The 25,391-nt window shown below is 46.6% G+C and carries 25 protein-coding genes; all 25 read right to left on the bottom strand.

Annotated elements, in window-relative coordinates; translation table 11 throughout:
- Window positions 1–22 precede the first annotated feature (22 nt).
- The 25 genes from lysS to spoIIE all read right to left on the bottom strand — a co-directional run bounded on the left by lysS (window position 23) and on the right by spoIIE (window position 25,261).
- Window positions 23–1,528 (bottom strand): lysine--tRNA ligase, encoded by a 1,506-nt coding sequence (gene lysS / locus BUB92_RS01265; RefSeq protein WP_200774173.1) that lies wholly within the window; start codon window positions 1,526–1,528, stop codon window positions 23–25.
- Window positions 1,529–1,564: 36 nt separating this feature from the next.
- Window positions 1,565–2,044 carry a transcription elongation factor GreA gene (greA, locus tag BUB92_RS01260; RefSeq protein WP_073089115.1) on the bottom strand — a complete coding sequence of 160 codons (480 nt, stop codon included), beginning with the start codon at window positions 2,042–2,044 and terminating at the stop codon, window positions 1,565–1,567.
- A gap of 103 nt (window positions 2,045–2,147) precedes the next feature.
- Window positions 2,148–3,038, bottom strand: coding sequence for a hypothetical protein (locus BUB92_RS01255; protein WP_073089113.1), 891 nt, complete (start codon window positions 3,036–3,038; stop codon window positions 2,148–2,150).
- Window positions 3,031–3,945: a quinate 5-dehydrogenase gene (locus tag BUB92_RS01250; protein WP_073089112.1), complete on the bottom strand. Its 915-nt coding sequence runs from the start codon at window positions 3,943–3,945 to the stop codon at window positions 3,031–3,033. Before BUB92_RS01250 ends, BUB92_RS01255 begins: the two co-directional genes overlap by 8 nt.
- 43 nt (window positions 3,946–3,988) lie before the next feature.
- Window positions 3,989–4,525: a helix-turn-helix domain-containing protein gene (locus BUB92_RS01245; RefSeq protein WP_073089110.1), complete on the bottom strand. Its 537-nt coding sequence runs from the start codon at window positions 4,523–4,525 to the stop codon at window positions 3,989–3,991.
- Between the two features lie 295 nt (window positions 4,526–4,820).
- On the bottom strand, window positions 4,821–5,789 hold the full coding sequence (gene dusB / locus BUB92_RS01235) for a tRNA dihydrouridine synthase DusB (RefSeq protein ID WP_073089106.1): 969 nt from the start codon (window positions 5,787–5,789) through the stop codon (window positions 4,821–4,823).
- The gene (locus tag BUB92_RS01230; protein WP_073089105.1) at window positions 5,782–6,558 is read right to left on the bottom strand and encodes a type III pantothenate kinase; all 777 of its coding nucleotides are present in this window, start codon (window positions 6,556–6,558) and stop codon (window positions 5,782–5,784) included. Before BUB92_RS01230 ends, dusB begins: the two co-directional genes overlap by 8 nt.
- A 51-nt stretch (window positions 6,559–6,609) precedes the next feature.
- Window positions 6,610–7,569, bottom strand: a complete 960-nt coding sequence (locus BUB92_RS01225) for a P1 family peptidase (RefSeq protein ID WP_073089103.1) — start codon at window positions 7,567–7,569, stop codon at window positions 6,610–6,612.
- Window positions 7,570–7,625: 56 nt separating this feature from the next.
- Entirely contained in the window at window positions 7,626–8,201 is a 576-nt protein-coding gene (locus tag BUB92_RS01220; protein WP_073089101.1) for a biotin transporter BioY, read from the bottom strand.
- A gap of 139 nt (window positions 8,202–8,340) precedes the next feature.
- Complete coding sequence (nadC, locus tag BUB92_RS01215) at window positions 8,341–9,222, bottom strand: carboxylating nicotinate-nucleotide diphosphorylase (protein ID WP_479725427.1); 882 nt, start codon at window positions 9,220–9,222, stop codon at window positions 8,341–8,343.
- Complete coding sequence (gene nadB, locus BUB92_RS01210; protein ID WP_084728258.1) at window positions 9,189–10,790, bottom strand: L-aspartate oxidase; 1,602 nt, start codon at window positions 10,788–10,790, stop codon at window positions 9,189–9,191. The genes nadC and nadB overlap by 34 nt, the downstream gene beginning before the upstream one ends.
- Before the next feature lie 10 nt (window positions 10,791–10,800).
- The gene (gene nadA, locus BUB92_RS01205; protein WP_073089100.1) at window positions 10,801–11,709 is read right to left on the bottom strand and encodes a quinolinate synthase NadA; all 909 of its coding nucleotides are present in this window, start codon (window positions 11,707–11,709) and stop codon (window positions 10,801–10,803) included.
- A gap of 10 nt (window positions 11,710–11,719) precedes the next feature.
- Window positions 11,720–12,091 (bottom strand): aspartate 1-decarboxylase, encoded by a 372-nt coding sequence (panD, locus tag BUB92_RS01200; RefSeq protein WP_073089098.1) that lies wholly within the window; start codon window positions 12,089–12,091, stop codon window positions 11,720–11,722.
- 6 nt (window positions 12,092–12,097) lie between these two features.
- The gene (gene panC, locus BUB92_RS01195) at window positions 12,098–12,946 is read right to left on the bottom strand and encodes a pantoate--beta-alanine ligase (RefSeq protein ID WP_073089096.1); all 849 of its coding nucleotides are present in this window, start codon (window positions 12,944–12,946) and stop codon (window positions 12,098–12,100) included.
- Between the two features lie 18 nt (window positions 12,947–12,964).
- Window positions 12,965–13,795 (bottom strand): 3-methyl-2-oxobutanoate hydroxymethyltransferase, encoded by an 831-nt coding sequence (panB, locus tag BUB92_RS01190; RefSeq protein WP_073089094.1) that lies wholly within the window; start codon window positions 13,793–13,795, stop codon window positions 12,965–12,967.
- A 49-nt stretch (window positions 13,796–13,844) separates the two neighbouring features.
- Window positions 13,845–14,744, bottom strand: coding sequence for a Rossmann-like and DUF2520 domain-containing protein (locus tag BUB92_RS01185; RefSeq protein WP_073089092.1), 900 nt, complete (start codon window positions 14,742–14,744; stop codon window positions 13,845–13,847).
- Window positions 14,745–14,835: 91 nt separating this feature from the next.
- Window positions 14,836–15,351 carry a 2-amino-4-hydroxy-6-hydroxymethyldihydropteridine diphosphokinase gene (gene folK, locus BUB92_RS01180; protein ID WP_073089090.1) on the bottom strand — a complete coding sequence of 172 codons (516 nt, stop codon included), beginning with the start codon at window positions 15,349–15,351 and terminating at the stop codon, window positions 14,836–14,838.
- 82 nt (window positions 15,352–15,433) lie between these two features.
- Entirely contained in the window at window positions 15,434–15,793 is a 360-nt protein-coding gene (folB, locus tag BUB92_RS01175) for a dihydroneopterin aldolase (RefSeq protein WP_073089089.1), read from the bottom strand.
- Entirely contained in the window at window positions 15,786–16,979 is a 1,194-nt protein-coding gene (gene folP, locus BUB92_RS01170) for a dihydropteroate synthase (protein ID WP_341372063.1), read from the bottom strand. The genes folB and folP overlap by 8 nt, the downstream gene beginning before the upstream one ends.
- Before the next feature lie 35 nt (window positions 16,980–17,014).
- Complete coding sequence (locus BUB92_RS01165; protein ID WP_242938966.1) at window positions 17,015–17,548, bottom strand: HD domain-containing protein; 534 nt, start codon at window positions 17,546–17,548, stop codon at window positions 17,015–17,017.
- Between the two features lie 153 nt (window positions 17,549–17,701).
- The gene (gene ndk, locus BUB92_RS01160) at window positions 17,702–18,148 is read right to left on the bottom strand and encodes a nucleoside-diphosphate kinase (RefSeq protein ID WP_073089087.1); all 447 of its coding nucleotides are present in this window, start codon (window positions 18,146–18,148) and stop codon (window positions 17,702–17,704) included.
- Between the two features lie 91 nt (window positions 18,149–18,239).
- Window positions 18,240–20,087, bottom strand: coding sequence for an ATP-dependent zinc metalloprotease FtsH (gene ftsH / locus BUB92_RS01155; protein ID WP_073089086.1), 1,848 nt, complete (start codon window positions 20,085–20,087; stop codon window positions 18,240–18,242).
- 97 nt (window positions 20,088–20,184) lie between these two features.
- On the bottom strand, window positions 20,185–21,558 hold the full coding sequence (tilS, locus tag BUB92_RS01150) for a tRNA lysidine(34) synthetase TilS (protein ID WP_073089085.1): 1,374 nt from the start codon (window positions 21,556–21,558) through the stop codon (window positions 20,185–20,187).
- A 69-nt stretch (window positions 21,559–21,627) separates the two neighbouring features.
- Window positions 21,628–22,572 carry an Rpn family recombination-promoting nuclease/putative transposase gene (locus tag BUB92_RS01145; protein WP_073089084.1) on the bottom strand — a complete coding sequence of 315 codons (945 nt, stop codon included), beginning with the start codon at window positions 22,570–22,572 and terminating at the stop codon, window positions 21,628–21,630.
- A 181-nt stretch (window positions 22,573–22,753) separates the two neighbouring features.
- Window positions 22,754–25,261 (bottom strand): stage II sporulation protein E, encoded by a 2,508-nt coding sequence (spoIIE, locus tag BUB92_RS01140; protein ID WP_073089082.1) that lies wholly within the window; start codon window positions 25,259–25,261, stop codon window positions 22,754–22,756.
- Between the last annotated feature and the right edge of the window lie 130 nt (window positions 25,262–25,391).

The raw sequence follows: 25,391 nt of genomic DNA, 5'->3' as shown, positions 1-25,391 counted from the left end.
CCTGTCCTGCCTTTTCCTCTCGCTAATCCTGCCGCGGCCGCAGGGTAGGAAAGAGGATAACATCCCTTATGGAAGGGGACCCGGTCATCAGCATGACCAGCCGGTCGATACCTATGCCTAATCCCCCGGTAGGCGGCATTCCGTATTCCAGGGCATTGATATAGTCTTCATCCATCATGTGGGCTTCATCATCGCCATGTGCCCGTTTTTCCATCTGTTTCAGGAAACGCTCCTTCTGGTCAATAGGGTCATTGAGCTCAGAGAAGGCATTGGCTATCTCACGGGCCATGATAAATACTTCAAAGCGATCGGTAAACTCCGGATTTTCCCGGTTTCTCTTGGCCAGAGGCGATATTTCCACCGGATGCCCGTAAATAAAGGTGGGCTGGATAAGCTTATCTTCGACAAAAGCTTCGAACACTTCATTTATAATCTCGCCCCGGGTAGCACCAGGCTCTACTTTGATATTAAGACTGGCTGCGACTTTCCGCGCTTCTTCATCGGTTTTTATCGTGCTGAAGTCGACCCCGGCATATTTCTGGATTGCCTCCAGCATAGTCATCCGGTTCCAGGGAGGGGTAAAATCTATCTTATGCCCCTCGAATTCGGCAATCATGGTGCCGTTTACCTTGTACATAACGGTAGATATCAGGTCTTCGGTCAGGTTCATCATATCGGTATAGTCGGCATAGGCCTGATAGAGTTCGAGCATGGTGAATTCGGGGTTATGTTTGGTAGAAATCCCTTCATTCCTGAAGTTGCGGTTTATTTCATATACCTTTTCCAGGCCGCCTACGATAAGCCGCTTCAAGTAAAGCTCCGGCGCTATGCGCAGATAAAGCTGCATATCAAGCGCATTGTGGTAGGTTATAAAAGGCCGGGCGGCAGCTCCTCCGGCAATCGGATGCATCATGGGGGTCTCTACTTCCAGAAATCCTCTCTCATCCAGGTAGCGGCGTATCTCTTTTATGATCCTGCTCCGCTTTATAAATACTTCTTTTACTTCCGGATTTACAATCAAATCAACATAGCGCTGGCGGTATCTTAATTCCACATCTTTAAGCCCGTGCCACTTTTCCGGCAGGGGGTTTAAAGATTTGGAAAGATAAACAAATTCCCGCACATGGACGCTTATTTCCCCTTTTTTGGTGGTAAAAACTTCTCCTCTTACCCCGATGATGTCACCGATGTCCATTTTCTTGAACAGCTCGTATTTGTCTTCCCCTACATCATCCTGGCGGAAGTAGAGCTGGATAACCCCGCTCATGTCCTGCAGGTTGGCAAAGCCAGCCTTGCCATGCAGCCTTTTGGACATGATGCGTCCGGCTATTCTTACCTCGCGACCTTCATAATCGCTGTAATTGTTCTTGATAAGTGCCGCTTCGGCATCCCGCTCAAAGCGGGAGCCGAAAGGGTCAATACCCATCCTTCTTAATTCATGCAGCTTTTCCAGGCGCACCCTTTTCAGTTCATTCAGGTCTTCCGCCTGTATCTCGCCCTGGTTTAATTCATGTTTTTCCACACCCAACACATCCTTAACCTGAAATTTTCGTATAAGTCCCTATTATCTTTCAACATTAAGTATCTCATATTTTATGATGCCAGCGGGAGCCTCTACTTCTACAATGTCTCCTTTCTTTTTGCCGATAATAGCTTTTCCTACTGGAGACTCATCGGAAATCTTGCCATCCCTTATCTTGGATTCCACGGAAGAAACAATGGTAACCGTAAACTCTCTTCCCCGCTCCAGCTCTTTCAAAGTTACCCGCGAACCCAGGCTTACCACATCAACTGCTATATCGCTATCTTCCATCAGCCGTGCATTCTTGAGGGTTTTCTCCAGGCTGGCAATCCTGCCTTCGATAAAAGCCTGTTCATTTTTAGCATCTTCATATTCGGAATTCTCGGATATATCTCCGAAGGCAATCGCCTGTTTTATCCTTTCAGCCACTTCTTCTCTCTTTACCGATTTGAGGTATTCCAGCTCATCTTCTAATTTTTTCAAGCCTTCTTTGGTAAGTAAAACTTCTTTTCCCTCTGCCATCCAATCGCTCCCATCGTTTAATAATTTATAAAAGCGAGTCTTTCAAGCTCGCTTTTTTCCCCGCTAACATTTTTTGCTTTAATGTATTATATAGACCTCACCATTACCTGTCAAGAAACATATCCCACAAATCAGTTTCATCACCTAAAGCCTTAAGGAGGGTAAAAAGTTTTCCGGCATTATAATTTTCGCTTTCCCCTTCCCTTATTCCTGCTTCCTTAAGAAGGCAGGCTTCCAGAACAGGGGCCATATTGTGCATCTGGGCATCCCATCCCTCCTTGTGCATAAACTCTTTCCACTCCGGCTGCAGGTTAAGGCTGTAGTTGTGGTAAACTAGCTTATAAACACCAGGTAAAGCCGGCTTAAAAGAGCAGGGGTCACAGTCAAAAAAGAGCAGGAGATCTCCTGCCTGCCAGCCTTCGGGGTTTATATAGCTGGCAGATAAGGTATACCCTTTTTCATAGAAAAATTTGTAAACCATTACCTCATCTTCCTGCGGGCACAGGCTCTGCAGGGAAAGAGGCAGATTATATTTTAAAAACTCTTCCACCAGATCGGCAAAATCATCTGTCCTCCCCACTATGACCAGGCGGTTTACCGCTTTGGTAGATAAATATCTCTCCGTCATGGCCAGGGCCAGAGCCTTTATAAAATTATCCCCAAAGGTGAGCATAAAATGTTTGGATAATGCCAGCAAATCATCCTTAAATCTCCTGTCCGCTGCCAGGATGTTCAGGCCGTAGCTTCTGATCAAATCCTGGGCTTTAGTCATAGTTTCCTGTTTTTTTAAGGGAGACAGGATTTTAAAATTTTGCCTTCCCAGGTGCAGTTTCAGGCTGCATCCTTTTTTATCAACATAGGGGAGATATAAAAGCTTTTCGATGCGGGGAGAAAAAAAAAGGGGAGTAAGCCTTTCTAAAACCAGACGGTTTCCGGCTAATCCCTTCCTTTCTTTGTCCCCTAAACTGAAAAAGGCAAAATCAAGTTTAAGCATCCCATCTCTCCAGATCTACGATCCCCGGCTTTAAATCCAGTTCTTTGAGCATAGCATGGTAATCTTCCGGTGCAATCTGGTCCAGAGGCTTTTTCATCAAGGTTATCATCAAGGCTTCGATGACATTGGTGCCGAAAGACCTGCCTCCCATATCCGGCGTGGTGGTGATAACCTTGCTTATACCTCTTTCTTTTAAAAGCTTCATGTCCTCCCGGGTCGTAGTATTAGTTATTATTACCTGCCCGTTCAGCTTTTCCGGCAGATAGCGGCGAATGTAATGGAAATCGCCGGCAATCACATCTGCTCTATAATAATATTTAGAATACTTCGGAATTATGTCATTCTGTTTGTTCCCGGTAGGATAAATCTTGTCAAAAGGCAATTTAACAATAATGGGAGCTGCAATACTGCCGACCAGGCGCAAGGTTTTAAGCGAATGCATAGGGATAGGGATACCTACCGTATATATGAAATCGCCCAGGGTAAGTTTGGCCCCTACCTGTTCAAAGGCTTCGGCCATGCCAAAACGGTCAACCGCACAGACCATAAGCACCTTTTTCCCTTTTAAATCAACAATCCCCTTCTCCTGAATCTCCAGGATGCACCTGCGCTCCAGGGTATTTTTAAGGCCGCTCCCATCCACCATGGGGGTTTTTTTAGCTGCGGCCACCAGCCGTTTGGCATCCCTTATGGTGTACCTTTTGCCGGCAATATAGACATAGAGGTCAATCCCTCCCATGCCAAAGGCATCCACCTTGCCGTCATTTTCTTCAATCAATTTTATCGCCCGGGCAAAATCCCCGTCTGTCCCTATCCTCTCAATATGAAATTTTTCTCCCATAAACTCGGTTTCAAAAGCATGATCCCTTTTGGAAGAACCTAAACTGACACTTAAAATATGCTTCATCTTCTTTGCCTCCTGCTGTTATCCTTGTTTTCATCCACTGTGCTTAACGTTTGAGACTTTTTAGCATACGCAAGATTTTTTCTATCTCCTGGGGATTTACCCATTTATCCTCTTTAATCGGTGAGGTGCCAATTTCTATCGATATTACCTGCTGTCCGGTAAGGATCCCCTCAATCAGCTTTATCCTTTCATCTGATCCTATACAGATCACTACATCAAAATTCCGAAAGCGGGCTATCAAATCCATGAGCTCATTTAACAGCTCCCGCCCGCTCCGTTTCTGGATGAAATCCTGCCTTTCCTGTTCGGTCATCAGAAATATATAGTCAACACCTTCTCTTTTGAGCAGGGCTTCGATTTCCTCCTTGTTTTTTATGGGGAAGCCTATACAGGCTATCGACTGCCCTTTGCGCAGCTCACCTAGGCCCTCGATGCGGGAGAGGAAAGTGCGGTCAATGCCTATTTTTTCCGCCACTTCCTGCTGGGACATGCCGCGTGAGCGCATAAACAAAGCTTTGCGGATAGTCTTTTCAATCTTCTGCCAGCTTACTATCTTGTCCTGAATCCGGTAAAACTCCACCCCTTCACCTCGCCTCCTGCTTCATACGATTCGTAATAGATTTTCACTTGTTTCACTTGGGGACGGTTCTAATGTTTCACTTGGGGACGGTTCTAATTTTAAAAAGTAATTCGATTCGTAATAGTTTTGCAAAAAAGAACCGTCCCCAAATTAAAAAGTGTTACGAATCGGAGCGGTTTTTAAAAAAAGAACCGTCCCTAAATGAAAAAGATGTGCACGAAATTGTGCGCAAGGTTTTTTGTGGTTATTTTATCATTCCGGATGGCAGTTGGCAAGTAAAGTAAAAAAAGGGCTTTTAGTGCCCTTTTTGCTTCAGCTCATCCAGAAGTTTTAGCAATTCTTCCCGGCTTGCTGCCTGGTTTATCCTTTCTCTTATTTTGGCAGCCCCTGGCATCCCTTTTACATACCAGGCCAGATGCTTGCGCATTTCTCTTACAGCTACGGTTTCTCCCTTAAACTGGCAGGCCAGCTCGAGATGCTTTCTGGCCACTATCATTTTTTCTTCCCAGGTGGGAGGAGGGAGTTTTCTCCCCTCTTCAATTAAGGCTACCACTTCCCGGAATATGAAAGGGTTGCCCAGAGCCCCGCGGGCAATCATGACCGCATCACATCCGGTAATCTCCAGCATGCGCAGGGCATCTTCCGCCTGCCATATGTCCCCATTGCCGATAACGGGAATGGACACGGCCTTTTTAAGGGTTTTTATGCTTTCCCAGTCAGCCTGGCCGGAATAAAACTGCATACGGGTACGGGCATGCAGGGTTACCGCCCTGACTCCTTCTTCCTCGGCAATGGCTGCCAGTTCCAGATAGTTTATGTTATTATCATCCCAGCCTTTGCGCATCTTTACCGTTACCGGCACTTTTACCGCTTCCACTACTGCTCTTATTATGCGGCGGGCACGGGGAAGATCCAGCATCAGGGCCGCCCCTTCCCCGTTTTTTACAATCTTGGGAGCCGGACAGCCCATGTTTATGTCGATGATGTCAGCTCCCATGGCTTCTACTTTTTGGGCTGCCTTAACCATCGGCTCGACTTCTGAGCCGAAAATCTGCACGGCAATCGGCTTTTCTTCCCCGCTTATGTCTGCCAGCTTAAGGGTCTTCTCCTGTTCATACAAAAGCCCCATGTCGCTTATCATTTCGGTGAAGACGAGTCCGCAGCCGAAAGATTTTATTATGATGCGAAAGGCCTTGTCGGTAACCCCGGCCAGGGGAGCTGCAACCACCCGGTTTTTTATCTCTACCTTGCCAATCTTAAACATGATGCCCCCTGTTGAGTTCGTAAATCAGCCTTAATCCTTCCAGAGTAAGGAATTCATCAACTACATCTATCACCTCGGTTTCGCCGGCAATAACCCCGGCCAGCCCTCCGGTAGCTACAACTTTAGGATTCCCTTCCATCTCGGCTTTCATCCGCCTTACAATCCCTTCTACCTGGCCTACAAAGCCGTAGATGATGCCGGCCTGCATACTGGCTACCGTGTTGCGGGCTATGACGTTTTTCGGTTTAACCAGCTCTACCCGGGGAAGTTTGGCCGCCCTGGCCACCAGGGCTTCCATGGATATCCTGATTCCCGGAGCAATAGCCCCGCCTAAATATTCTGCCTTTTCGCTTACCGCACAGAAGGTGGTAGCCGTTCCAAAATCGATTATGATTAAAGGTCCGCCATACTTGTGAAAAGCAGCTACGGCATTTACTACCCGGTCAGCTCCTACCTCCCGCGGATTTTCATATTTTATGGCCAGCCCCGTTTTTATCCCCGGCTCTACTACCAGAGGCTTTACGGAAAAATATTTCCGGCACATGGTTTCCATTTCCAGCATCAGGGTAGGAACTACGGAAGAAATAACTACGGCACTTACTCCGCTCATCTTCAGATGGCTGTGCTCGAAAAGCGCCATGATAAGCATACCGTATTCATCAGCAGTACGCAAGGTGTCTGTCCGCAGCCGCCAGTGGGTAATGAGCTTTTCTCCTGCATATACTCCTATTACCATATTAGTATTGCCAATGTCAAAAACTAAAATCACCGCATCCGCCCCCTCGTGTAGTCTGATGGCTAAAATTCGCTCCTTGCCTTTTTAATCGCGCCAGCATTTTATCCCGCCAGCCGTCTCGGCAGCATAAACAGCCCTCAATACCGCCCTGGCCAGCACCTCCTGGGCCAGGTAGCCTGCTATATTTAAATCCGCCTCCATTTCGCCGGTAGCCAGAGCAAATACCGTATCGCCATCACAATAGGTGTGCACAGGATTAATAACCCGAACCAGTCCGTTATGGCTCATGCCGGCCAGCTTGGTAAGCTGGCTCTTGTTAAAACGGCCGTTGCAGGCTACGACCGCCAGGGTGGTGTTGGTATAAAAAGCTTCTTCCCCCAGGGCAACAAGTCCGCTCATATCCTGAAAAGCCCTGCGGGTTCCGATTATCCGCCCCTGGTCATCCCTTACCCCGGCTACTATTTTGCCCTTTTGGGGATCCCAAACATCGCCAAAGGCATTTACCGCGACAATAGCCCCTACAGTAAAGCCGTTGCTCAAGGTCAGGGAAAAGGTCCCCAAACCTCCTTTGGTAGCATGGTTATACCCGCGCAGCTTGCCGACTGTCGCTCCCGCTCCCGCTCCATAGTTGCCCTCTTTTACCTCTTTTCCCGCCTGCATGCAGGCCCGATATCCCATTTCCCGGTTCGGCCTTACTTTAGGGTTGCCTATTCCCAGATCATAGAGCACCGCTGCCGGAACAATCGGCACTACCCCGGCGGTAGTCTTATGGCCGATCCCTTTTTCTTCCAGATAGTCCATAACCCCGCAGGCCGCATCCAGGCCAAAGGCACTGCCTCCCGCCAGGACTACCGCATGTACCTTTTCCACCATGTTAAGAGGTGATAAGGCATCAGTCTCCCTGGTTCCCGGCCCTCCCCCCCGTACATCTACTCCACATACGGCTCCTTCCGGTCCGGTCAGGATAACAGTACAGCCGGTTAAAGCCTCCAGGTCTTCCGCCGAACCGACAGTTATCCCTTTTACATCAGTGATAGACGGCATCCTCTTCCCTCCCCGGAATAAAGTTTTAAAGGGGGATTTTATTGTCCCCCTTTATCTCAAGCTTCTGTATTATTAAATTCTCTCTTTAAATCTAATCTCCTGCTCAGCTCTAGAGCCAGGAGGGAAGCAACGACTATTTTCAAGAGGTCAAAGGTTATAAAAGGAAAAAACCCTATTTTGAGGATCTGCATCACATCCATAGCCTTGCCCAGATAAAAATTGAGTATCAGATACATATAAGGAAGGCCGATAAGATAAAGGATGATTACTGCTATAAAGCCGGCTCCCAGGAAATAGGGAAGGCTCATCTTTCTTATAAGCCGGGACTGGACATAGGCAGCTATCGGAAAAGCGAGAAGAAACCCAAAGCTGGGCATAAGCACATATCCCGGCCCTCCATACGGGGGAGAGGAAAAAACGGGAATGCCCATAAGCCCAAGGCAAAGATAAGCCAGCATGCTCAAAAAAGCTCCCCGCGGAGGCAAAAGGCAGGCAGCAAGGAGCATAATCAAGGGCTGCAGGCTGAAAGGAATCACCACTACCGGCTGCAAGGCCCTTACGATGATGGTAACCACACACATTAGAGCTGTAAACAGTGAAGCTAAAACCAGCTCCCTGGTCGATAAGCTCATCGTTCTCTCCTCCTTCTTTTTGTTAACCAATTGCTTTATATAGGTTAACAAAAATAGGCCTGGCTGTCAAGCAACAATCGTCAGCACCTGAGGAGAGCATAAGGGGATAAATGCCTGTAAGTACAAAAAACCTCCCGTATTACAGGAGGTTGAAGCTTATGTCCAGGCTGGGAGCAGAGTGGGTTAAAGCACCGCAGGATATGAAATCAACACCGGTGCGAGCGATTTCTTCTATGTTGTGTTCATCTACGCCTCCGGAGGCTTCTAACAGGGCTTTGCCTTTAGCCATGGCTACCGCTTCCTGCAGCATATCAACCGGCATGTTGTCCAAAAGGATAATGTCGGCTCCTGCCTCTAAAGCCTCTTTTAGCTGTTCCAGGTTTTCCACTTCTACTTCGATCTTGATGGTGTGAGGTATTTTCCCCCTTATCTTTTCTACTGCCAGGCGGATGCCGCCTGCCGCTTTGATATGGTTGTCTTTTATCATCACCCCGTCATAAAGGCCGAAGCGGTGATTGCGTCCCCCACCTGCGGCCACCGCATATTTTTCCAGATATCTTAAGCCCGGCGTCGTTTTACGCGTATCTACCAGCACTGCCGGATAAGGCTTGATTTTTTCGGCCAGGCGGCAGGTTTTGGTGGCTATCCCGGACATCCTCTGCAAAAAATTTAAAGCCAGCCTTTCTCCCATCAAAAGGCAGCGGGTATTTCCGCGCACCCGGGCAATAACCTCCCCTTTCCTCACCTGGTCACCGTCCTGTTTTAAGGCTTCAAAGGCTATGCTTTTATCCAGATAGGCAAAAACTGCCCGGCAAACCTCGATGCCGGCCAGTATCCCTTCGGCTTTGGCGATAAATTCTCCACAGGACTGGTGTTCAGGGGGGATCAGGTTTTCGGTGGTTATATCCCCATGGCCTATATCTTCCTGTAAAGCTCGCCTTATCAGGTCTTCCAGCCACAAGTTTTCCAATACAATTCCTCCCACTTTCAGCAGTTTATAAAGCTGGTATGTTTTAGCCACTTTACATTGTCCCGCTCGGGATAATCGCTGCGGTAATGTCCTCCCCGGCTTTCTTTGCGCCACAGGGAAGCCAGTATCACTATGTGGGCAACAGTCAGCATGTTGACTACTTCATAGTATTCGATGATATTATCTCCCCGCGTTAGCCGGTTATACAGTTCATTCACCTGGCGATGGGCTTCTTTCAGGCCTTTTTCATCCCTTATTATCCCTACTTTTTCCCACATGACCTCCTGCAAGATCTTCCTCGCCTTACAGGGCTCTATCCCTTTGGGGGCCGGTTTAAAAACCTGCCCTTCCTGAAAGCTTTCGATTATTTCCTCTATATATACCTGCCGGCGGTACATAACTTCTTCCACATGGTCCACTATCCTCTGGCCAAAAACAATGCCTTCCAGAAGGGAATTGCTGGCCAGCCGGTTGGCACCATGGACTCCTGTACAGGCAGTCTCGCCACAGGCATAAAGGCCGTATATGCCGGTCTGTCCTTCGGTATCAGTTACTATGCCCCCCATAGTATAGTGGGCCGCTGGGGAAACCGGCACCATCTCCCGGGTAAGATCAATGCCCTTTTCTCTCAAGGTACGGTAGATGTTGGGGAAACGCTCTTTTACATTGGGAATTAAGCGCATATCAAGATATACATATTCCGTTCCTTCCTGCATCATTTCATTCCAGATGGCCCTGGCCACCACATCCCGGGGAGCTAAGTCTTTTAAGGGATGGTATTTTTCCATGAAAGCCTCGCCTTTCTGGTTAAAAAGGATCCCGCCTTCTCCCCTTACCGCCTCGGATATGAGGAAACGCTGATTGTCATGGCTGAATAATACGGTAGGATGAAACTGGATAAATTCCAGATCCGACAGGCTGCATCCTGCCCGGAAAGCAGCCGCCATGCCATCTCCAGTCGCCACCCGGGGATTGGTAGTATATTTGTAAAGCTGGCCGGCCCCTCCCGTAGCTATGATTACAGCCCTGGCCGCATAGATGAGGTCTTCTCCCGCCTTAATATCATGTACCAGAGCGCCATAAGCCTCTTTTTTATGGATATCAGCCAGGATATCGATGAGGAAAACATGTTCCCTCACCTCTATATCGGCATTTTCCTCGCATTTTTTCACCAGGGCCCGGCGTATAGCTTCACCGGTAGCATCAGCCGCATGCAGGATGCGGGGCTTGCTGTGGGCCCCTTCCCGGGTCAGGGAGATGCTGCCATCTTTCATGTCAAAGGTGGCCCCCATCTCTATCAGCTCTCTTACCCGCAAAGGCCCTTCCCTGACCAGCACATCTACCGCTTCAATATTGCACAAACCGGCTCCTGCCTGCAGGGTGTCTTCCAAATGCAAAAAAGGGGAATCTTCTTCATGCACCGCAGCTGCAATTCCCCCCTGGGCCAGACCGGTATTAGATTCGTCCAGGCTCGTCTTTACCAGTACCGTAACTTTCCCGTAACGGGAAGCTTTCAGAGCCGTAAAAAGACCAGCTATGCCTCCGCCGATCACCAGAAAATCCGTCTTTATAACCGGCGTGTTTTTATCTAGCCTGCCTATATATCTTGATATATCCATAACCCACCTTTTATCCTATCGCAATCATTTTCTCTAGGGCCTGATACGCCTTTTCCCTTATATCTTCCGGCACCACCACTTCATACTGCAGCTTTTCCAGGGCCAAAGCCAGCTTCTCCAGGGTTATAAGCTTCATATCGGCACAGGTGAATTCCGGACGGGCTAAATAGAATTTCTTATCCGGGCAGTGCCGGTGTAAGGTGTAGAGAAAACCTGCTTCGGTACCGATTATGAATTCCTTTTTCGGGCTTTCCTGCACATATTTTAATATGCCGGCTGTAGAACGGACGGCATCCGCCTTTTCCGTAACTTCTACAGGACACTCCGGATGTACTACCACTTCCGCCTCGGGATGAAGCTTTTTCTGCTCTTCTACCTCTTTCCAGGTCAGCACATGGTGCACCGGACAGTACCCTTCCCACAGGATAAGCTCTCTTCCCGTCTTTTGCGCCACAAAGGCTCCCAGATTACAGTCAGGAACAAACAGGATGTCCCGCCCTTCCGGTATTGATCTTACCACTTCCAGCGCATTGGAAGATGTGCAGCAGATATCGCTTTCCGCCTTTACCGCTGCTGATGAATTCACATAACATACTACCACCGGTTCTCCATATAACGCTTTTTTCTCCCTCAGCTTCTCCGGGGTTACCATATCGGCCATGGGACATCCGGCTTTAACTTCGGGAATAAGCACCGTTTTATCGGGATTTAAGATCTTGGCACTTTCCGCCATAAAATGAACCCCGCAGCATACTATGATCTCCTCTTCGGCTTCTTTCGCTCTGCGGGCCAGCTGCAGGGAATCTCCTACAAAATCGGCACAATCCTGGATTTCTGGAAGCTGGTAATAGTGAGCGAGGATAAGCGCATTGAGTTCCTTTTTCCGCGCAGCTATATAGCTTGTAAGATCACCTGACATTTAACTCCTCCTATTCATAGCTTCCCAGACAAATCTTTTCAATCTGGTTCTTTTCATTCACATATACCAGTTTAGGCTTGTAGTCGCGACATTCCCTGTCATCAACTACGGCATAGGTAAGGATGATTATTATATCCCCTTTTTGCACCAGCCGCGCTGCTGCTCCATTAAGGCATATGGTGCCTGATCCCCGTTCTCCTTCGATAACATAAGTTTCAAAACGGGCCCCATTATTATTATTTACTACCGCCACTTTTTCATTAGGCAATATATCAGCTGCCTCCATCAAAACCGGGTCTATAGTTATGCTGCCCACATAGTTGAGGTCAGCATCAGTTACTACCGCCCGATGAATTTTAGATTTCAGCATATAGCGATACATTTCTACCTACACCTCCACCAACAGGTTGTCAATAAGCCTGGTCTTGCCGATCTTCACGGCCAGAGCCAGCAAAACCTGGCCTTCGATCTTATCAAGCGCCCCTAAATCCTCAGCCCTTACGATCTCTATATAATCTATTACCGCATAAGGAACCATCTTTATAACTTTTTCCATCTCCTGTTTTACGAAATCGACATCCCTCTCCCCTTCAGCTATGAGCTTTTCCGCATGTTTAAGCGCCCGGTAAAGCACCAGGGCATCTTCCCGTTCCTGCGGGTTAAGGTAAACATTGCGCGAACTCATGGCCAGTCCGTCTTCTTCGCGCACAATAGGCACCCTTACTATCTTAACCGGGAAATTGAGCTCCCGCACCATTTTTTCAATAATAGTCACCTGCTGGGCATCTTTCTGCCCGAAAAAAGCATAGTCAGGAAGGCAGATATGGAAAAGCTTGCTCACCACCGTAGTTACTCCCCTGAAATGGCCGGGGCGGGACGCTCCGCACATTTTAGAAGTTATTTCCCCTTCCACTTCTACATAGGTGCTGTATCCCGGGGGATACATCTCTCCTACTGCCGGATGAAAGACAAAATCCACCTCTTCGTCAATTAACAGCTTTAAATCCCGCTCCAGATCCCGGGGATAGATGTCAAAATCCTCACCCTGTCCAAACTGAATAGGGTTTACAAAAATGCTGACAATAACCAGGTCACACATGGCTCTGGCTTTTTTTACCAGAGCCATGTGCCCGGCATGAAGATAGCCCATAGTAGGAACCAGTCCGATTATTTTGCCTTCTTTTTTGTAGTTTAAAACCAGGGTCTGCATTTCGCTTGCTCTCTCGATTACTCTCATACCTTTTCCCCATCTATATTAGTATAGTTTTTCTAAAACCTCATCCTGCATGTTAAAACTATGCTCTTCTCCGGGAAAAACTCCCGCTTCTACTTCTCTTTTATAAGCCGTCAGAGCTTCTTTTATTATCGGTTCCAGATTAGCATATCTTTTTACAAATTTCGGTATATGCCCTTTAAACATGCCCAGCATGTCATTTATAACCAGAACCTGTCCGTCACAATAAGGTCCAGCTCCTATGCCTATGGTAGGCACCCCTACTTCCTCGGTTATCTTCTTAGCCAGAGGAGTAGGAACACACTCCAGGACAATCGAAAATACTCCGGCTTCTTCCAAAGCTTTGGCATCAGCAATCAATTTGCGGGCTGTTTCCAGGTCTTTGCCCTGCACCTTAAACCCGCCCAGCTGGTTAACCGACTGGGGAGTAAGCCCTATATGCCCCATTACCGGAATCTGCGCATCCAGGATAGCCTTTATCGTATCTACCCTTTCCCGGCCTCCCTCCAGTTTGACCGCCTGGGCTCCCCCTTCCTGAATAAAGCGCCCGGCATTGCGCACCGCTTCTTCCCGGGAAATGTGATAGGAAAGAAAAGGCATATCCCCTACTACCAGGGCATTTTTTACCGCCCGGGTAACTGCCCGGGTATGATGGAGCATATCTTCCATGGTAACCGCCAGGGTGTTTTCATACCCCAAAACTACCATTCCCAGCGAATCGCCTACCAGGATCATATCAATACCGGCTTCATCGACTAAAGCCGCCGTAGCATAATCATAGGCGGTAAGCATAGTTATCTTTTCCCCGCTGGCTTTTCTGGCCTTTAAAGTGGCTGTCGTTACTCTTGCCATACTTATCCGCTCCTTTTCCCATGCTGTCCCGGTTTAAGGCAGCATAACCCTATCCGGTCGATACTGCGCGCATAAGTTCTTGGGTGAATAATTTCTGGAATTCCCGGAGGATCTTTTCATCGATACTCCCCTTTTCCAGGGCGATTTCCGCCGTAAACAGGCCCAGCCAGCTGTAAAGTTTCATAAGGTCAGGAGGCAAAGCCTTTTCCATACAGCTCAGATGTCTTAAAATAGTAGAAACATCTCCCCGGGCAATAGGCCCGGTAAGCGCTTTGGGTATGCCTATTTTTTCGATATTGTGTATAGTTCCATTTATAAGCGGCATCAAGGCTTTAACCGCCATGTTTTTAGGTATTCCGGTAGTTTCCAGCAGCTTTACCCCAAAATCAACCAGAGTAACCAGATAATTGGACACCACACAGGCTCCTGCGTGGTAGAGAGGCTTAGCTTCCCGGCTTATGAAAAAATATTCCCCATCCAGGGCTTCGACAATATTGACTGCTACATCATAAGCATCCTTGTCGCCCTCGATACTGAAAACCGAACCGGGTAAAATCTCGATCGCCCGGTCAGGATTGGCAAAAGACTGAATAGGATGAATAGATAAAACCCGCGCCCCAAAAGGTTTAGCCCGATCCAGGATTTCCGAAGATTGTGCCCCGCTCATGTGAATCACAATCTGTTCTTCATAGAAAGCCCGGTTATCAGCTAAACGGTCTACTACCCCTTTTATCGCCGAATCCGAGGTAGTGATAAAAAGCAGGTCCGCAAGCCTGGATACTTCCTCGGGCGAAGTTAGGGCTATGCAGGCCGTCCTCTCTACCAGCTGCCATGTAGCTTCAGGCCTGATATCATAAACGCCTGTAACCTCATAGCCCTGCTGGCTCAAGACTACACCTACAGCTGTCCCTACTACTCCCGCTCCAATAATGCCGATCGTCTTACGCATAAATTACCCCCCCTGATTTCAAGACAGGAACAGAGCCTGTCTTGCACCTCATCACCGTCTTGTTTCTTTAAAATACAAGCGGAATACCTTTTTAATGCGCGCTGGCGGGAGAATTATCCAGTTTTCTTATATTCTCTTTTCCGTTCCTTAATGCTTTAGCCAACACCTCCCCAATATGAGCCCCATCATCCGGAAAGACTAAATCCGGCCTTATCTCCGCCAGGGGCACAAGGACAAACAACCTCTCACGCATGTAGGGGTGAGGAACCTTGAGTTCCTCCAGATCCATCACTTCCTCTCCATAGAGGAGAATGTCAATATCTATGTTGCGCGGGCCCCACTTCTCCTTACGTTCCCGGCCCATGTTGATTTCTACTGCCTGCAACCTGTGCAAAAGTTCAAGTGGAGGCATATCAGTCTCTATTTCTACTACCCCGTTTAAAAACTCATCCTGGTCTTCCCTACCCCAGGGGGGAGTTATATAAAAGGAAGAAATCCCTGTAATCTCAACCCCTTTTATATCCCCTATTTCCCTGATCGCTGTTTCCAGATTAGCCTTCTTATCTCCCAGATTGCTTCCTATGCCTAATAAAACCCTTTTTTTCATATTATAAACGCTTCCTTTGATTTAGCATATAGATTTATTTTAATAAAAAATATTCTTCCTTCACATATTTTTTTCGAAAATTTTAGTCTTTTTGCCGATATATCTGGACAGCAAAATAATCGAAACGGCCCGGAACCGGAGCCTCCGGCTTATAAACCGTAACCTCTACCGCCTCCAGGGGGAAATCTCTAAGCAGCTTATCGGCTATATTCTGGGCCAAAGCCTCAATCAAATTAAAAGACTTGCCTTCTACCAGCTCTTTTACCACTTCATAAACCTGGGCATAGCTTACCGTTCGGCTTAAATCATCTTCCCGCCCGGCCGGCTCTAGATCCTTGTACATTACCAGGTCTACCTTAAAGGTCTGGGGGTTAACCTTTTCCTCGGGAAAAACCCCATGACAGGCAGTAAAGGTTAACCCTTTGGCGATTATTCTATCCATTCTCCCGCACCACCGCATCTGTCATCATGGCCACCCGCTTCGTCTCTTTTACATCATGCACGCGCAGGATGTCGGCTCCATTCATAATGCCGATAGCGGCTACCGCCAGGCTTCCTTCCAGCCGCTCACCCACTTCCAGATTAAGGGTATGACCGATGAAAGATTTGCGGGAAGCGCCTAAAAGGATCGGACGTCCCAGGCTTTTGAACTCCCAGAGCCTTTTTACGATAAGCCGGTTCTGTTCTACGGTTTTGCCAAAGCCTATGCCGGGATCTATTATCAGCTTTTCCTTTTTTAAGCCCATATCTTCCGCCTGTTTTATCGATTCTTTAAGCTCCACAATTATATCGGAAATTAAATCTTCATAAGGTTCGCCGCTTTTCATCTGCATCCGGTTGTGCATGATGATGGCTGGAGCATTGTACTCGGCTAAAACCGGAAGCAGTGTGGGATCCATTTGAAATCTCCCGATATCATTTATAATATGGGCTCCCAGATCAAGACAGGCTTTAGCCACCCTGCCCCGGAAGGTATCTACAGATATGATAAGGTCTTCCTTGACCAGCTCTTTTAAAACCGGCAATACCCGTTCCATCTCTTCTTCTTCCGAAGCGATCGTCGCATTAGGCCGGGAAGATGCCCCTCCTATATCTATAATGTCTGCCCCTTCTTCTTTCATCTCCAGAGCCCTTTCTACCGCCCTGGCCGGATCGCTATATCTTCCTCCATCGGAGAAAGAATCCGGAGTTACATTAAGTATTCCCATTATGAGGGTACGGTTTCCCAGCTCCAGGGTTTTACCCCCATGAAGTTCAATCGTAAAGCTCTTTTTATCTACTCCTTCCAGAATAGCCTCGATTTCCCCGGCCAGCTGTTTGAGGCCAAAAGGCTGCACTTTAAGCTTTTTTATGAGCAGCCGGTAGTGTTTCAGGGTCCCCATAAGCAGCACATCTGTATGCCCTACAGAAGAAAGGGCATCCCTTTTTACTGCCGCTTCGCCGCCTTTGGAAAGCATCTCCTGTTTGATGATGTTGGCCGCACGGCAGGGAATATCCTTAAGCTTTATACAGCGAAAAACTGCCTTGGGCTCCATGTAGGCATATCCTGCCTGATCCACCCCGATTTCTTCCATAAATCTTCTGGCTTCTTCACGATCTTTTATCAATACAGCACGATGTCCCTGCAAATCTATTACTCCTTTACTCTATTTTTGACCGCTTATCAATACTCAAAAGCAGTAATCGTAATCTCTTTATTCTTTACTTTCGGACAGGCCATACGGTGTTCGCATTTTATACATACCCGGGAAAGGTTGTCGGCCCGATGGATCCTTTCTCCCAGGAAACTCATGTCCCGGCTTATATTGCGGTGTTCATATACCGCCTGGCATATTATATCTACTTCATGCGGATTAAAGAAAACCCGGGGCAGTATTTCCCTGGCTATGCGGGCTCCGATAGCTGCATGTTCGGCCCCGGCTTCATATTCCTTCCACTTGGCTATATCATGCAGGAGCCCGGCCGCATATATTACCTCTTTGGCCGCCAGTCTCCCGGTAAGGTCGGCTTCTTTTACAAAATAATTAAGGTCATTATGTTCCAGAACCAGTATATAAGCTATCCTGGCCACATCAATATGGTGATGAATATCATGCCGGCAAAATTGCGGTTCTATCTCTAATTCGGCATTGCGCTGCATGTGCTTGTTGAATATGGGATCATTAAGCAATAATTCTATACGCCTCAATATATCCACCCCGTAATAAAATTTTTAACCCCTTGAAAAAGGGTATTATATTATATTAAACCACTTGGGCAAAAATCCTTCCCAGAACTATTTTTTATTTTTTTCCTTTATAAAATACGCTTCTATTTAACCAGCAGCCGGGCTAAAGCCCGGCTGCTCTTTTTAAAAAATCCATTTGTCTAAATCCCTGGTATAATCTATGATTTCTTCCTCTTTGAAAAACAGGCTTATTTCCCGCTTTGCAGCTTCGGGAGAATCTGAACCATGAATAAGGTTCTGCGAGGTAGTAATGCCGAAATCTCCCCTTATAGTTCCTATCTCCGCTTCTTTAGGGTTAGTCTTGCCCATTAGTTTACGCATCCCGGCTATTACCCCATCTCCTTCCACTACCATGGCCACTACCGGTCCGGAAGTTATAAAAGCTAACAGTTCAGGGAAAAAGGGTTTTTCTATATGTTCAGCATAGTGTTTTTTAGCCAGCTCTTCATCGATCTTAAGCATCTTGAGAGCGGCAATCTTAAATCCTTTTTTCTCAATACGGGAGATCAGCTCTCCGATTAAACCCCTCTGTACTCCGTCTGGTTTTACCATGATAAAGGTTCTCTCCATGGCTCTATTTACTCCTCCTTTTTTATTTATAGCAGATAACGCCGACCTCGTATCTTTTTTATATCTCTACAACCGGCCAGCGTTAAAATCCTTATTCTTCCCCTTTTTCTCCCTCTTTTTCTTCTTCCTTCCCTTCTTCATCTTCGCCCCGCATAATCTTTTCAAATTCTTCTGCTTCCATAGTCTCTACTTCCATCAAGCGGGCTGCCACCTTATGCAGTTTGTCTATATGCTCTTTTAAAATATTTTCTGCTTTCTTATAACAGCTTTCCATTATGGCACTGGCTTCCTTGTCAATAGCATAGGCAATAGCATCAGAATAATTGCGGTGTTGATATATATCGCGGCCCAGGAAAACTTCTTCACTTTTCTGGCCAAAGGTTAAGGGGCCTAACTCTTCTGACATACCATACTCGGTAATCATCTTGCGCACTATACTGCTGGCCCTCTCCAGGTCATTCTGGGCCCCGGTGCTTATATCCTCCAAAACGAGCTGTTCCGCCACTCTGCCTCCCAGCAGGGTAGCCACTTCATCCAGCAGATATGATTTAGTAATATAATTGCGGTCTTCCTCAGGCAAAAGAAGGGTATAGCCCCCGGCCCTGCCCCGCGGGATTATGGATATTTTGTGCAATTTATCGGTATTAGGCAGGAAATAGCTTACCAGAGCATGTCCTGCTTCATGATAGGCTACCAGTTTCTTCTCTTTCTCCGAAATTACCCGGCTTTTCTTTTCCGGCCCGGCAATTACCCGCTCAATAGCCTCTTCCAGTTCCTCCATGCCTATTTTGTCCTTGTTGTTGCGGGCAGCCAGCAGGGCAGCCTCGTTCACCATATTAGCCAGATCTGCCCCGGTAAATCCCGGAGTCCGCTTGGCCAAAACTTCCAGGTTGACATCTTCGGCCAGAGGTTTGTTGCGAACATGCACTTTTAATATAGCTTCTCTGGCTTTTACATCCGGCCGGTCAATGAGGATATGGCGGTCAAACCTTCCCGGCCTTAACAGAGCCCGGTCCAGAATATCCGGGCGGTTGGTTGCTGCCATCACGATTATCCCTTCATTGGTGCTGAAGCCATCCATCTCTACCAGGAGCTGGTTTAAGGTCTGTTCCCTTTCATCATGTCCTCCGCCTAGACCTGCTCCTCTCTGCCGCCCTACTGCATCTATTTCATCGATAAAAACTATGCAGGGAGCATTCTTTTTGGCCTGTTCAAAAAGGTCTCTTACCCGGGCAGCTCCTACCCCGACAAACATTTCCACAAAGTCCGAGCCGCTTATAGAGAAGAAAGGAACCCCTGCTTCTCCAGCTACCGCTTTGGCCATCAAGGTTTTTCCCGTTCCCGGAGCTCCGAACAGCAATACCCCTTTGGGTATTTTCGCCCCCATACGGGTAAATTTCTGCGGGTTCTTGAGAAATTCCACTACTTCCTTGAGTTCCTCTTTGGCCTCATCTGCACCGGCCACATCATCAAATTTAACCTTCACTTCTTCCCCGGTAAGCATGCGGGCCCGGCTGCGTCCAAACTGCATAACCCGGCCGCCTCCACCCTGGGTTTGATTCATGATAAAGATGAGAAAACCTATCAATATTATGATAGGGAGCAAGGTCCCCAAAAGCGACATGTACCAAGGAGGTGGCGGCACTTTTTCACTATCATAATCCACCTTCTTTTCCAGAAGAAGGGGGATAATGCCGCTCTCTTTGGAAGCGGTAGCCGTAAACTTGGTGCCATCTTTTAAATTTCCGGAAATCTTGTATATATTATCATCTATCTGGATTTTAACTTTAGCTACCTTTTCTTCCTGCACCAGTTTTATAAATTCTACTTCGGTAAACTCTTTCGCCTGCTGCTCTGGTGCCGGATACATTTTCATGGCAAAAAGGGCCAGCAAAACTATAAGCACATATATTGCTATATTCTTGAGGGCTTTATCCAAAACATTTCCTCCCCTTTAAAAATAATAGAAATTTCCGTCATATTTTAGCACAACCGCTTATGCTTTGCAATTTTTTTTACTTTATTAACTATTCTTCTCATTTTCCGCGTTTTTTTATAACTAGCACTTTCTGGGTAGCATTATTTACCGCCGCTTCCTCAGCCACCCTAATACCTAGTATAGCATAAATTTTATCTTCCGCAGCCAGGAGGGGAATTTTATCCCGCTCATGAAGGGGTATTTTTTCATCAATAAAGAAGTCTTTAACCTTTTTGCTCCCTTTAAGCCCCCGAGGCCGAAAAATATCTCCCGGACGGCGGCTGCGGATAAAAAGCGGAAAACGAAGCCGCTCATAGTCCAGATAGGCTATAACACCGTTTTTATCGAGTTTGTCTATATCGGTAACGCTAAAAACATAAAACGCATCCTGCTCAGGCACATAAATCTCCCCGGGGATTTCCACCTGATAGCAGTAAGGTTCTACCTCTTCCCTTTTTCGGCTTATAATCAGCTCCTGATAAGCTTTATTGACCTTCACCCCTCCGCTAAGATGAAGAACCCGGGAAGATCCTGTTTTGCCAAGCAAACCGGCTACCTCCATAACCTCTTTTAAGCTGATATCCCCTTCTTCTCCTCCTCTTATCTCCTTTAAAGCCTGGATTATAATCCGGTGCTGATAGGCAGGATGCAGGCGAGATAAAAGAGGAACATCCAGCACTATTTTGCCCTCCTCCTTGAGGCGCAAAGCCTCCTGCCAGTATTTAGAAGCTTCTTCTTCCAGAACTTCGTTTTCTATCCGGGCTATATAGGCCAGCTGGCATAAAGCCTCTACCAGGCGGGGATTAAACTCTTCCCTTAAATAAGGGATAAGCTCATGCCTTATGCGGTTGCGCAGATAAACCGGCTCATAATTGCTCTGGTCTATACAGTAAGGTATCCCTTTTTGTTCCAGATAGGCTTCAATTTCCCTTCGCGTAACTGCTAAAAGCGGCCTTATCAGATCGCCATTTACCGGCATAATCCCCCGTAAGCCTTTTATTCCGGTTCCCCTTATAATATGATGAAGAACCGTTTCCGCCAGATCATCCTTATGGTGAGCAGTAGCTATACGGTGAGCCGAAAGCTCCTTTTTTAACTCCCGGAAAAAACGGTACCTCTCTTCTCTTCCCGCTTCTTCCAGGCTCTTTTTTCTCCTTGCCGCTATCTCTTTAATATCCTCCTTCTTCACATAACACGGTATGCCCTGAAGGCGGCAGTAATCTTCCACAAAACGCGCCTCTTCATCTGCTTCTTCTCTTAATCCATGATTTAAATGGGCAGCTATAATCATAAACCCTATTTTATCCGCAAGCTCTCTGAGTACAGAAAGGAGAGCCATCGAATCAGGCCCTCCGGAAAGAGCCAGGATAACCTTTTCTCCCGGCAAAATCATTTTCTCCTGTCTGATAAAATTTTCTATTTTGGACAGCATAGTTCATCTTCCCCATCTGGGGACGGTTCTTTTGTGCTGTTTAGCCTTTAAGCCGTCCCCCTGTACTTTTTAATTCAGCTTTTTCTTTAACTCCTCTATCTTTTCCACCGAAAGCCCGGTAATCTCTGCTATTATTTCTATGTCCAACCCTTTTTGTAAAGCATTTATTGCCGCTTCTTTTCTTCCCTCTTCTCTTCCCTCTTTTCTTCCTTCTTCTCTTCCCTCTTTTCTCCCTTTTTCCATTCCTTCTCTCCTCAATCTCTCTGCCAAGGTCATGAGATCTTCCCTCCTCTCAAACCTTAATTCTCTTGTGTATTCCATCAGTTCCTCCAAATCTATATCTATTTTATTAAATACATATATAGTTGTCGCAAAAAATAAATACTCATAATCCCCGGGTATATTGTCCAGATAACGAAGAAGCATCTTTAAAAGCAGTTTTGGATTTTTAAATCCCCGCGCCAGCAAAAGGCTTAAAAGAAATACTTTTAACCCCGGGTTTTCTACCTCTTCTATCTCTTCTATTTCTCCCAGTTCATAGAAGATGTGTTTGAACAGAGGCAGGTATTCTTTAAGCTCCGGATATTCTTTTATCCCCCGGGTTATATCAGCTAAGCTCTTTACCATCTCCCATCTCTTTTCCCCATGATAAAATATAACCGGAATTATCGGGGTTAATTCTTTTTTGTTCTCCTTGTTCAGTTCTCTTTCCCAGATGTTTACCATGTATTTTAACAGTTGCAAAATAGTATACCGGTCCGGATAGCTTTTGTGTTCGATCAAGAGGTAAATATATACCTCTTCTCCTCCTCTTAATCCTGCCCTAAAGAGCAGGTCAGAATAAGCCTCTTTTAGCTCCCCGCTTATGAAGCTGTCTTTTTCCAGCTTTAAGTTTTCTAAGTCGATTATCTCTCTGATTTCTTTAGGCAGTATAATCTCCATAAGGCTAGCTGCGAGCTTTGGGTTTTCTATTACTTCTTTGAAGTATTTGTCATCTAGGTTGCGTATATCCATAAGGATAAGGTTCCTTTCCTTAAGAAATAGGCTTTAGAAACTATTTTCTCTTTTATTGTACCATAAAAAGTAAAATTTTTAAGGAGAGAGGTAAATATCTCCCCGGGATAAGCAAACGAGAAATGTACCAGAAAAAATAGCCGGCAAGAGCCGGCCGACCAGAATATATCCTCCCCTCGGGTTAGGCAAAATTGAGATCCACATAAGCACAAATAACCGTCATATCATCCCGGGGCTTGCCCTCACAAATAGTCAGGGCCTGATTTAATACGGCTTCGGCTATCTTTTGCGGGTCTTTATCCGTTATCCGGGACAAGAATTCCTTAAGCCATCTTTCCCCTTCCAGCATGCTCCCTGAAGCCTCCAGAATCCCATCACTTACCATAACAATCATATCATAAGGGTGTAAAGCAATTTGACTTTTTCCCACCTCTATATCTTCAATTATACCTACCGGCAAAGTATCAGCCTCAATCACCTCTACCCGGGGCCCACGCTTGATAAAAGTAGGGGCACTTCCCGTTTTTATAAAATCGGCCTGGGCATTGTAAAGATCTACCACGGCTATATCCAAGGTAGCAAACGAGTCATGACGAGAGCGGGTAAGAAGTACAGAGTTAACAATTTTTAGAGAGGCTTCCTGGCTGAAGCCATTGGCCATCAGGCTCTTTAAAAGGCTTACTGCTGCCTGGCTTTCAGCATAAGCCCTTTCCCCTACTCCCATGCCATCACTTAAAATAATGACTTCCCTTCCTTCATCCAGCTTAGCCAGGATAAAAGTATCCCCACATACCTCCTCTTTTCCTATCTGGGCGGTTCCCGTATTTATTTTATAGGTAAAACCTGGAACAAGAACAAACTCACACCTTCCTTTGCCCATTATTTTCGGACACTTTTTAGAGGCCACCTCCATCTTTTCCCCTATAAGAGAGGAAAGCGCTGTGGATAGGTTGTTTTCACACCCCTTGCCATCAGGACAGGCATCAGCCACTACCCTCAGCTTAGGTTTATTCTCCCCTATCTTGATCGGGGTTATGTCGGCAATAGGAAGCCCCAGTTTTTTGCTCTCTTTCTGCAGGGATCTTTTCAGCTCTAAATCTACGCTCGTTTTTATTTCTAATTCCCCGGCCATTTTCCTTATGATGTTGCCTACTTCCTTAAGCTGCACCGCAACTATTTCCTGGGTTTGCTCCACTTTTTCCAGCCAGTATTCATTCAGGCGCAGGATATCAAAAAGATAATTTATGGTAGTAACCATTTCCCGCCCATAAATACAGCGGCGCCTGAATTCCAGCGGACATTCTTCATAGGTGATGCTGCCATTGATTTCCACAGAAGCAAAAATATCCAGAAGGTCTCCGGAAACCGAATAAGAATTTTTCCCCCAGCAGCTGTCATATCTTGAACAGCTACGGCAAAAATTATTAGCCACCTCTCCGTACAGATATTCCAGATAAGCCTGGGGATTACTGTGGGTTCTAAAGCTATTTTCCACCTGGAAACTGCTGCTCAGTTCTTCGAATACTGCCGCTAATTCCTCTATCTTCTTTTTAGTTTCTTCCTTTATTGCTATATCGACCATTTCTGCTTCCCTGGGCTTTAAAGCAACCGCCAGGCTACCCAGGCTTCGTACCGGCAGTTTTTCTTTAAGGGAAGACGGCAGCATAAAGAAAATAAGGCAGGCTATCCCTGTTTCCCACAATCCCAAAACGGCAGCTTCAGTTTCCGGTATAAACATAGAAAGGGCCAAGGTTCCCAGCATGAAACCTATTATTATCCCCAGCCGCCCAAAGCTTCTAAAAAGACCGGCTAAAAGCCCCGACACAGCATACATTCCCAGGGTAGGAGCAAAAACGCTGGAAGCTATAGAAGGAATTATTCCCGTCATCACTCCTACCATAGTGGCTGCTCCACTTCCCCATAAAAGAGCAGCCAGCAGAATGCCTACGCGGCAGATTACAGCAGCTATGCTGAGTCCCCCTACCGTTACCTCTTCCAACCCTATAACTACACCTATGCCCAAGACTAAAAATGCGCATATATCTTCAAAGGTAAAAGAGGCAAGCTCTTTTTGGCGCCGCCAGGCATCATCAGCCACCATAAAGACAAATACCAGAATGCCGGCTATAATCGCCTCAAAAATAATTACCATTTCCTGATAGAAGGAAAAACCTCCTGCTATATTGAGGACACTTTTTATGACCATAAGTATGGCCACGGTCAGGGAAGGCAAAGCCCACCAGGCTTTATCTTCCGGTATATTAATATAATTTATTATGCCCACAAGAAGTAAAAGAGCCAGAATATTAGCCCCTAAAAAGGTGCCGTCCAGGACACTTATAAGCCCCAGCGACCCGCAAAGGCCGATTATTATCGCTTTTTCCTTGCGATAGCGGCTGAAAACAGCAGCAAAGGCAAAAAGAAAAGGAAGTATTTCTCCTAAAATAAAAGCACGGGCCATGAGGAAAGCGCCGGTTGCCAGAAGTAAATTACCTCTGGTAAAAAACCGGCTTACCATCTCTACCCAGTTTAGCTCCTTTAAGAAATCACCCCTTGCGGGCAGGCTCCACTCCGGCAAGCGGTAAAAAGTCGCCCGCTTCTTTTTTTTCCTTTTTCTCGCCAGGCGATCTGTCCACGACGCAGGTTCCTTTATGCGCTGGTAAGGATAGACTTCTATTCGGTCTAACATGTTATCCCCCCTAATAGTGTCTTAACCCTTATTATATCCATAGCTTGTGGTAAAATTTGTAAATATTGGGGGGAAGGTTATTTTTATTACCCCAAAATTCATACAAATAAAGGAAAAGATGGAGATATTT

Source organism: Thermosyntropha lipolytica DSM 11003 (genome assembly GCF_900129805.1).
GTDB classification, from domain to species: Bacteria; Bacillota; Syntrophomonadia; order Syntrophomonadales; family Syntrophomonadaceae; genus Thermosyntropha; species Thermosyntropha lipolytica.
The sequence above is the reverse complement of the archived record's forward strand: the minus strand, read 5'-3'. Positions and strand labels throughout refer to the sequence as shown.

What these genes read in the sequence shown, in the direction of transcription:
- BUB92_RS01145 (WP_073089084.1), bottom strand. Translation starts at nt 22,572, where the DNA reads ATGGATATACGCAACCTAGATGACAAATACTTCAAAGAAGTAATAGAA.
- BUB92_RS01250 (WP_073089112.1), bottom strand. Translation starts at nt 3,945, where the DNA reads ATGAAGCATATTTTAAGTGTCAGTTTAGGTTCTTCCAAAAGGGATCAT.
- BUB92_RS01185 (WP_073089092.1), bottom strand. Translation starts at nt 14,744, where the DNA reads ATGCGTAAGACGATCGGCATTATTGGAGCGGGAGTAGTAGGGACAGCT.
- folK (WP_073089090.1), bottom strand. Translation starts at nt 15,351, where the DNA reads ATGAAAAAAAGGGTTTTATTAGGCATAGGAAGCAATCTGGGAGATAAG.
- BUB92_RS01220 (WP_073089101.1), bottom strand. Translation starts at nt 8,201, where the DNA reads ATGAGCTTATCGACCAGGGAGCTGGTTTTAGCTTCACTGTTTACAGCT.
- BUB92_RS01255 (WP_073089113.1), bottom strand. Translation starts at nt 3,038, where the DNA reads ATGCTTAAACTTGATTTTGCCTTTTTCAGTTTAGGGGACAAAGAAAGG.
- spoIIE (WP_073089082.1), bottom strand. Translation starts at nt 25,261, where the DNA reads ATGTTAGACCGAATAGAAGTCTATCCTTACCAGCGCATAAAGGAACCT.
- panC (WP_073089096.1), bottom strand. Translation starts at nt 12,946, where the DNA reads ATGAGAGTAATCGAGAGAGCAAGCGAAATGCAGACCCTGGTTTTAAAC.
- nadB (WP_084728258.1), bottom strand. Translation starts at nt 10,790, where the DNA reads ATGGATATATCAAGATATATAGGCAGGCTAGATAAAAACACGCCGGTT.
- greA (WP_073089115.1), bottom strand. Translation starts at nt 2,044, where the DNA reads ATGGCAGAGGGAAAAGAAGTTTTACTTACCAAAGAAGGCTTGAAAAAA.
- nadA (WP_073089100.1), bottom strand. Translation starts at nt 11,709, where the DNA reads ATGTCAGGTGATCTTACAAGCTATATAGCTGCGCGGAAAAAGGAACTC.
- dusB (WP_073089106.1), bottom strand. Translation starts at nt 5,789, where the DNA reads ATGTTTAAGATTGGCAAGGTAGAGATAAAAAACCGGGTGGTTGCAGCT.
- panD (WP_073089098.1), bottom strand. Translation starts at nt 12,091, where the DNA reads ATGTATCGCTATATGCTGAAATCTAAAATTCATCGGGCGGTAGTAACT.
- tilS (WP_073089085.1), bottom strand. Translation starts at nt 21,558, where the DNA reads ATGCTGTCCAAAATAGAAAATTTTATCAGACAGGAGAAAATGATTTTG.
- panB (WP_073089094.1), bottom strand. Translation starts at nt 13,795, where the DNA reads ATGGCAAGAGTAACGACAGCCACTTTAAAGGCCAGAAAAGCCAGCGGG.
- BUB92_RS01225 (WP_073089103.1), bottom strand. Translation starts at nt 7,569, where the DNA reads ATGCCGTCTATCACTGATGTAAAAGGGATAACTGTCGGTTCGGCGGAA.
- ndk (WP_073089087.1), bottom strand. Translation starts at nt 18,148, where the DNA reads ATGGAGAGAACCTTTATCATGGTAAAACCAGACGGAGTACAGAGGGGT.
- folB (WP_073089089.1), bottom strand. Translation starts at nt 15,793, where the DNA reads ATGGATAGAATAATCGCCAAAGGGTTAACCTTTACTGCCTGTCATGGG.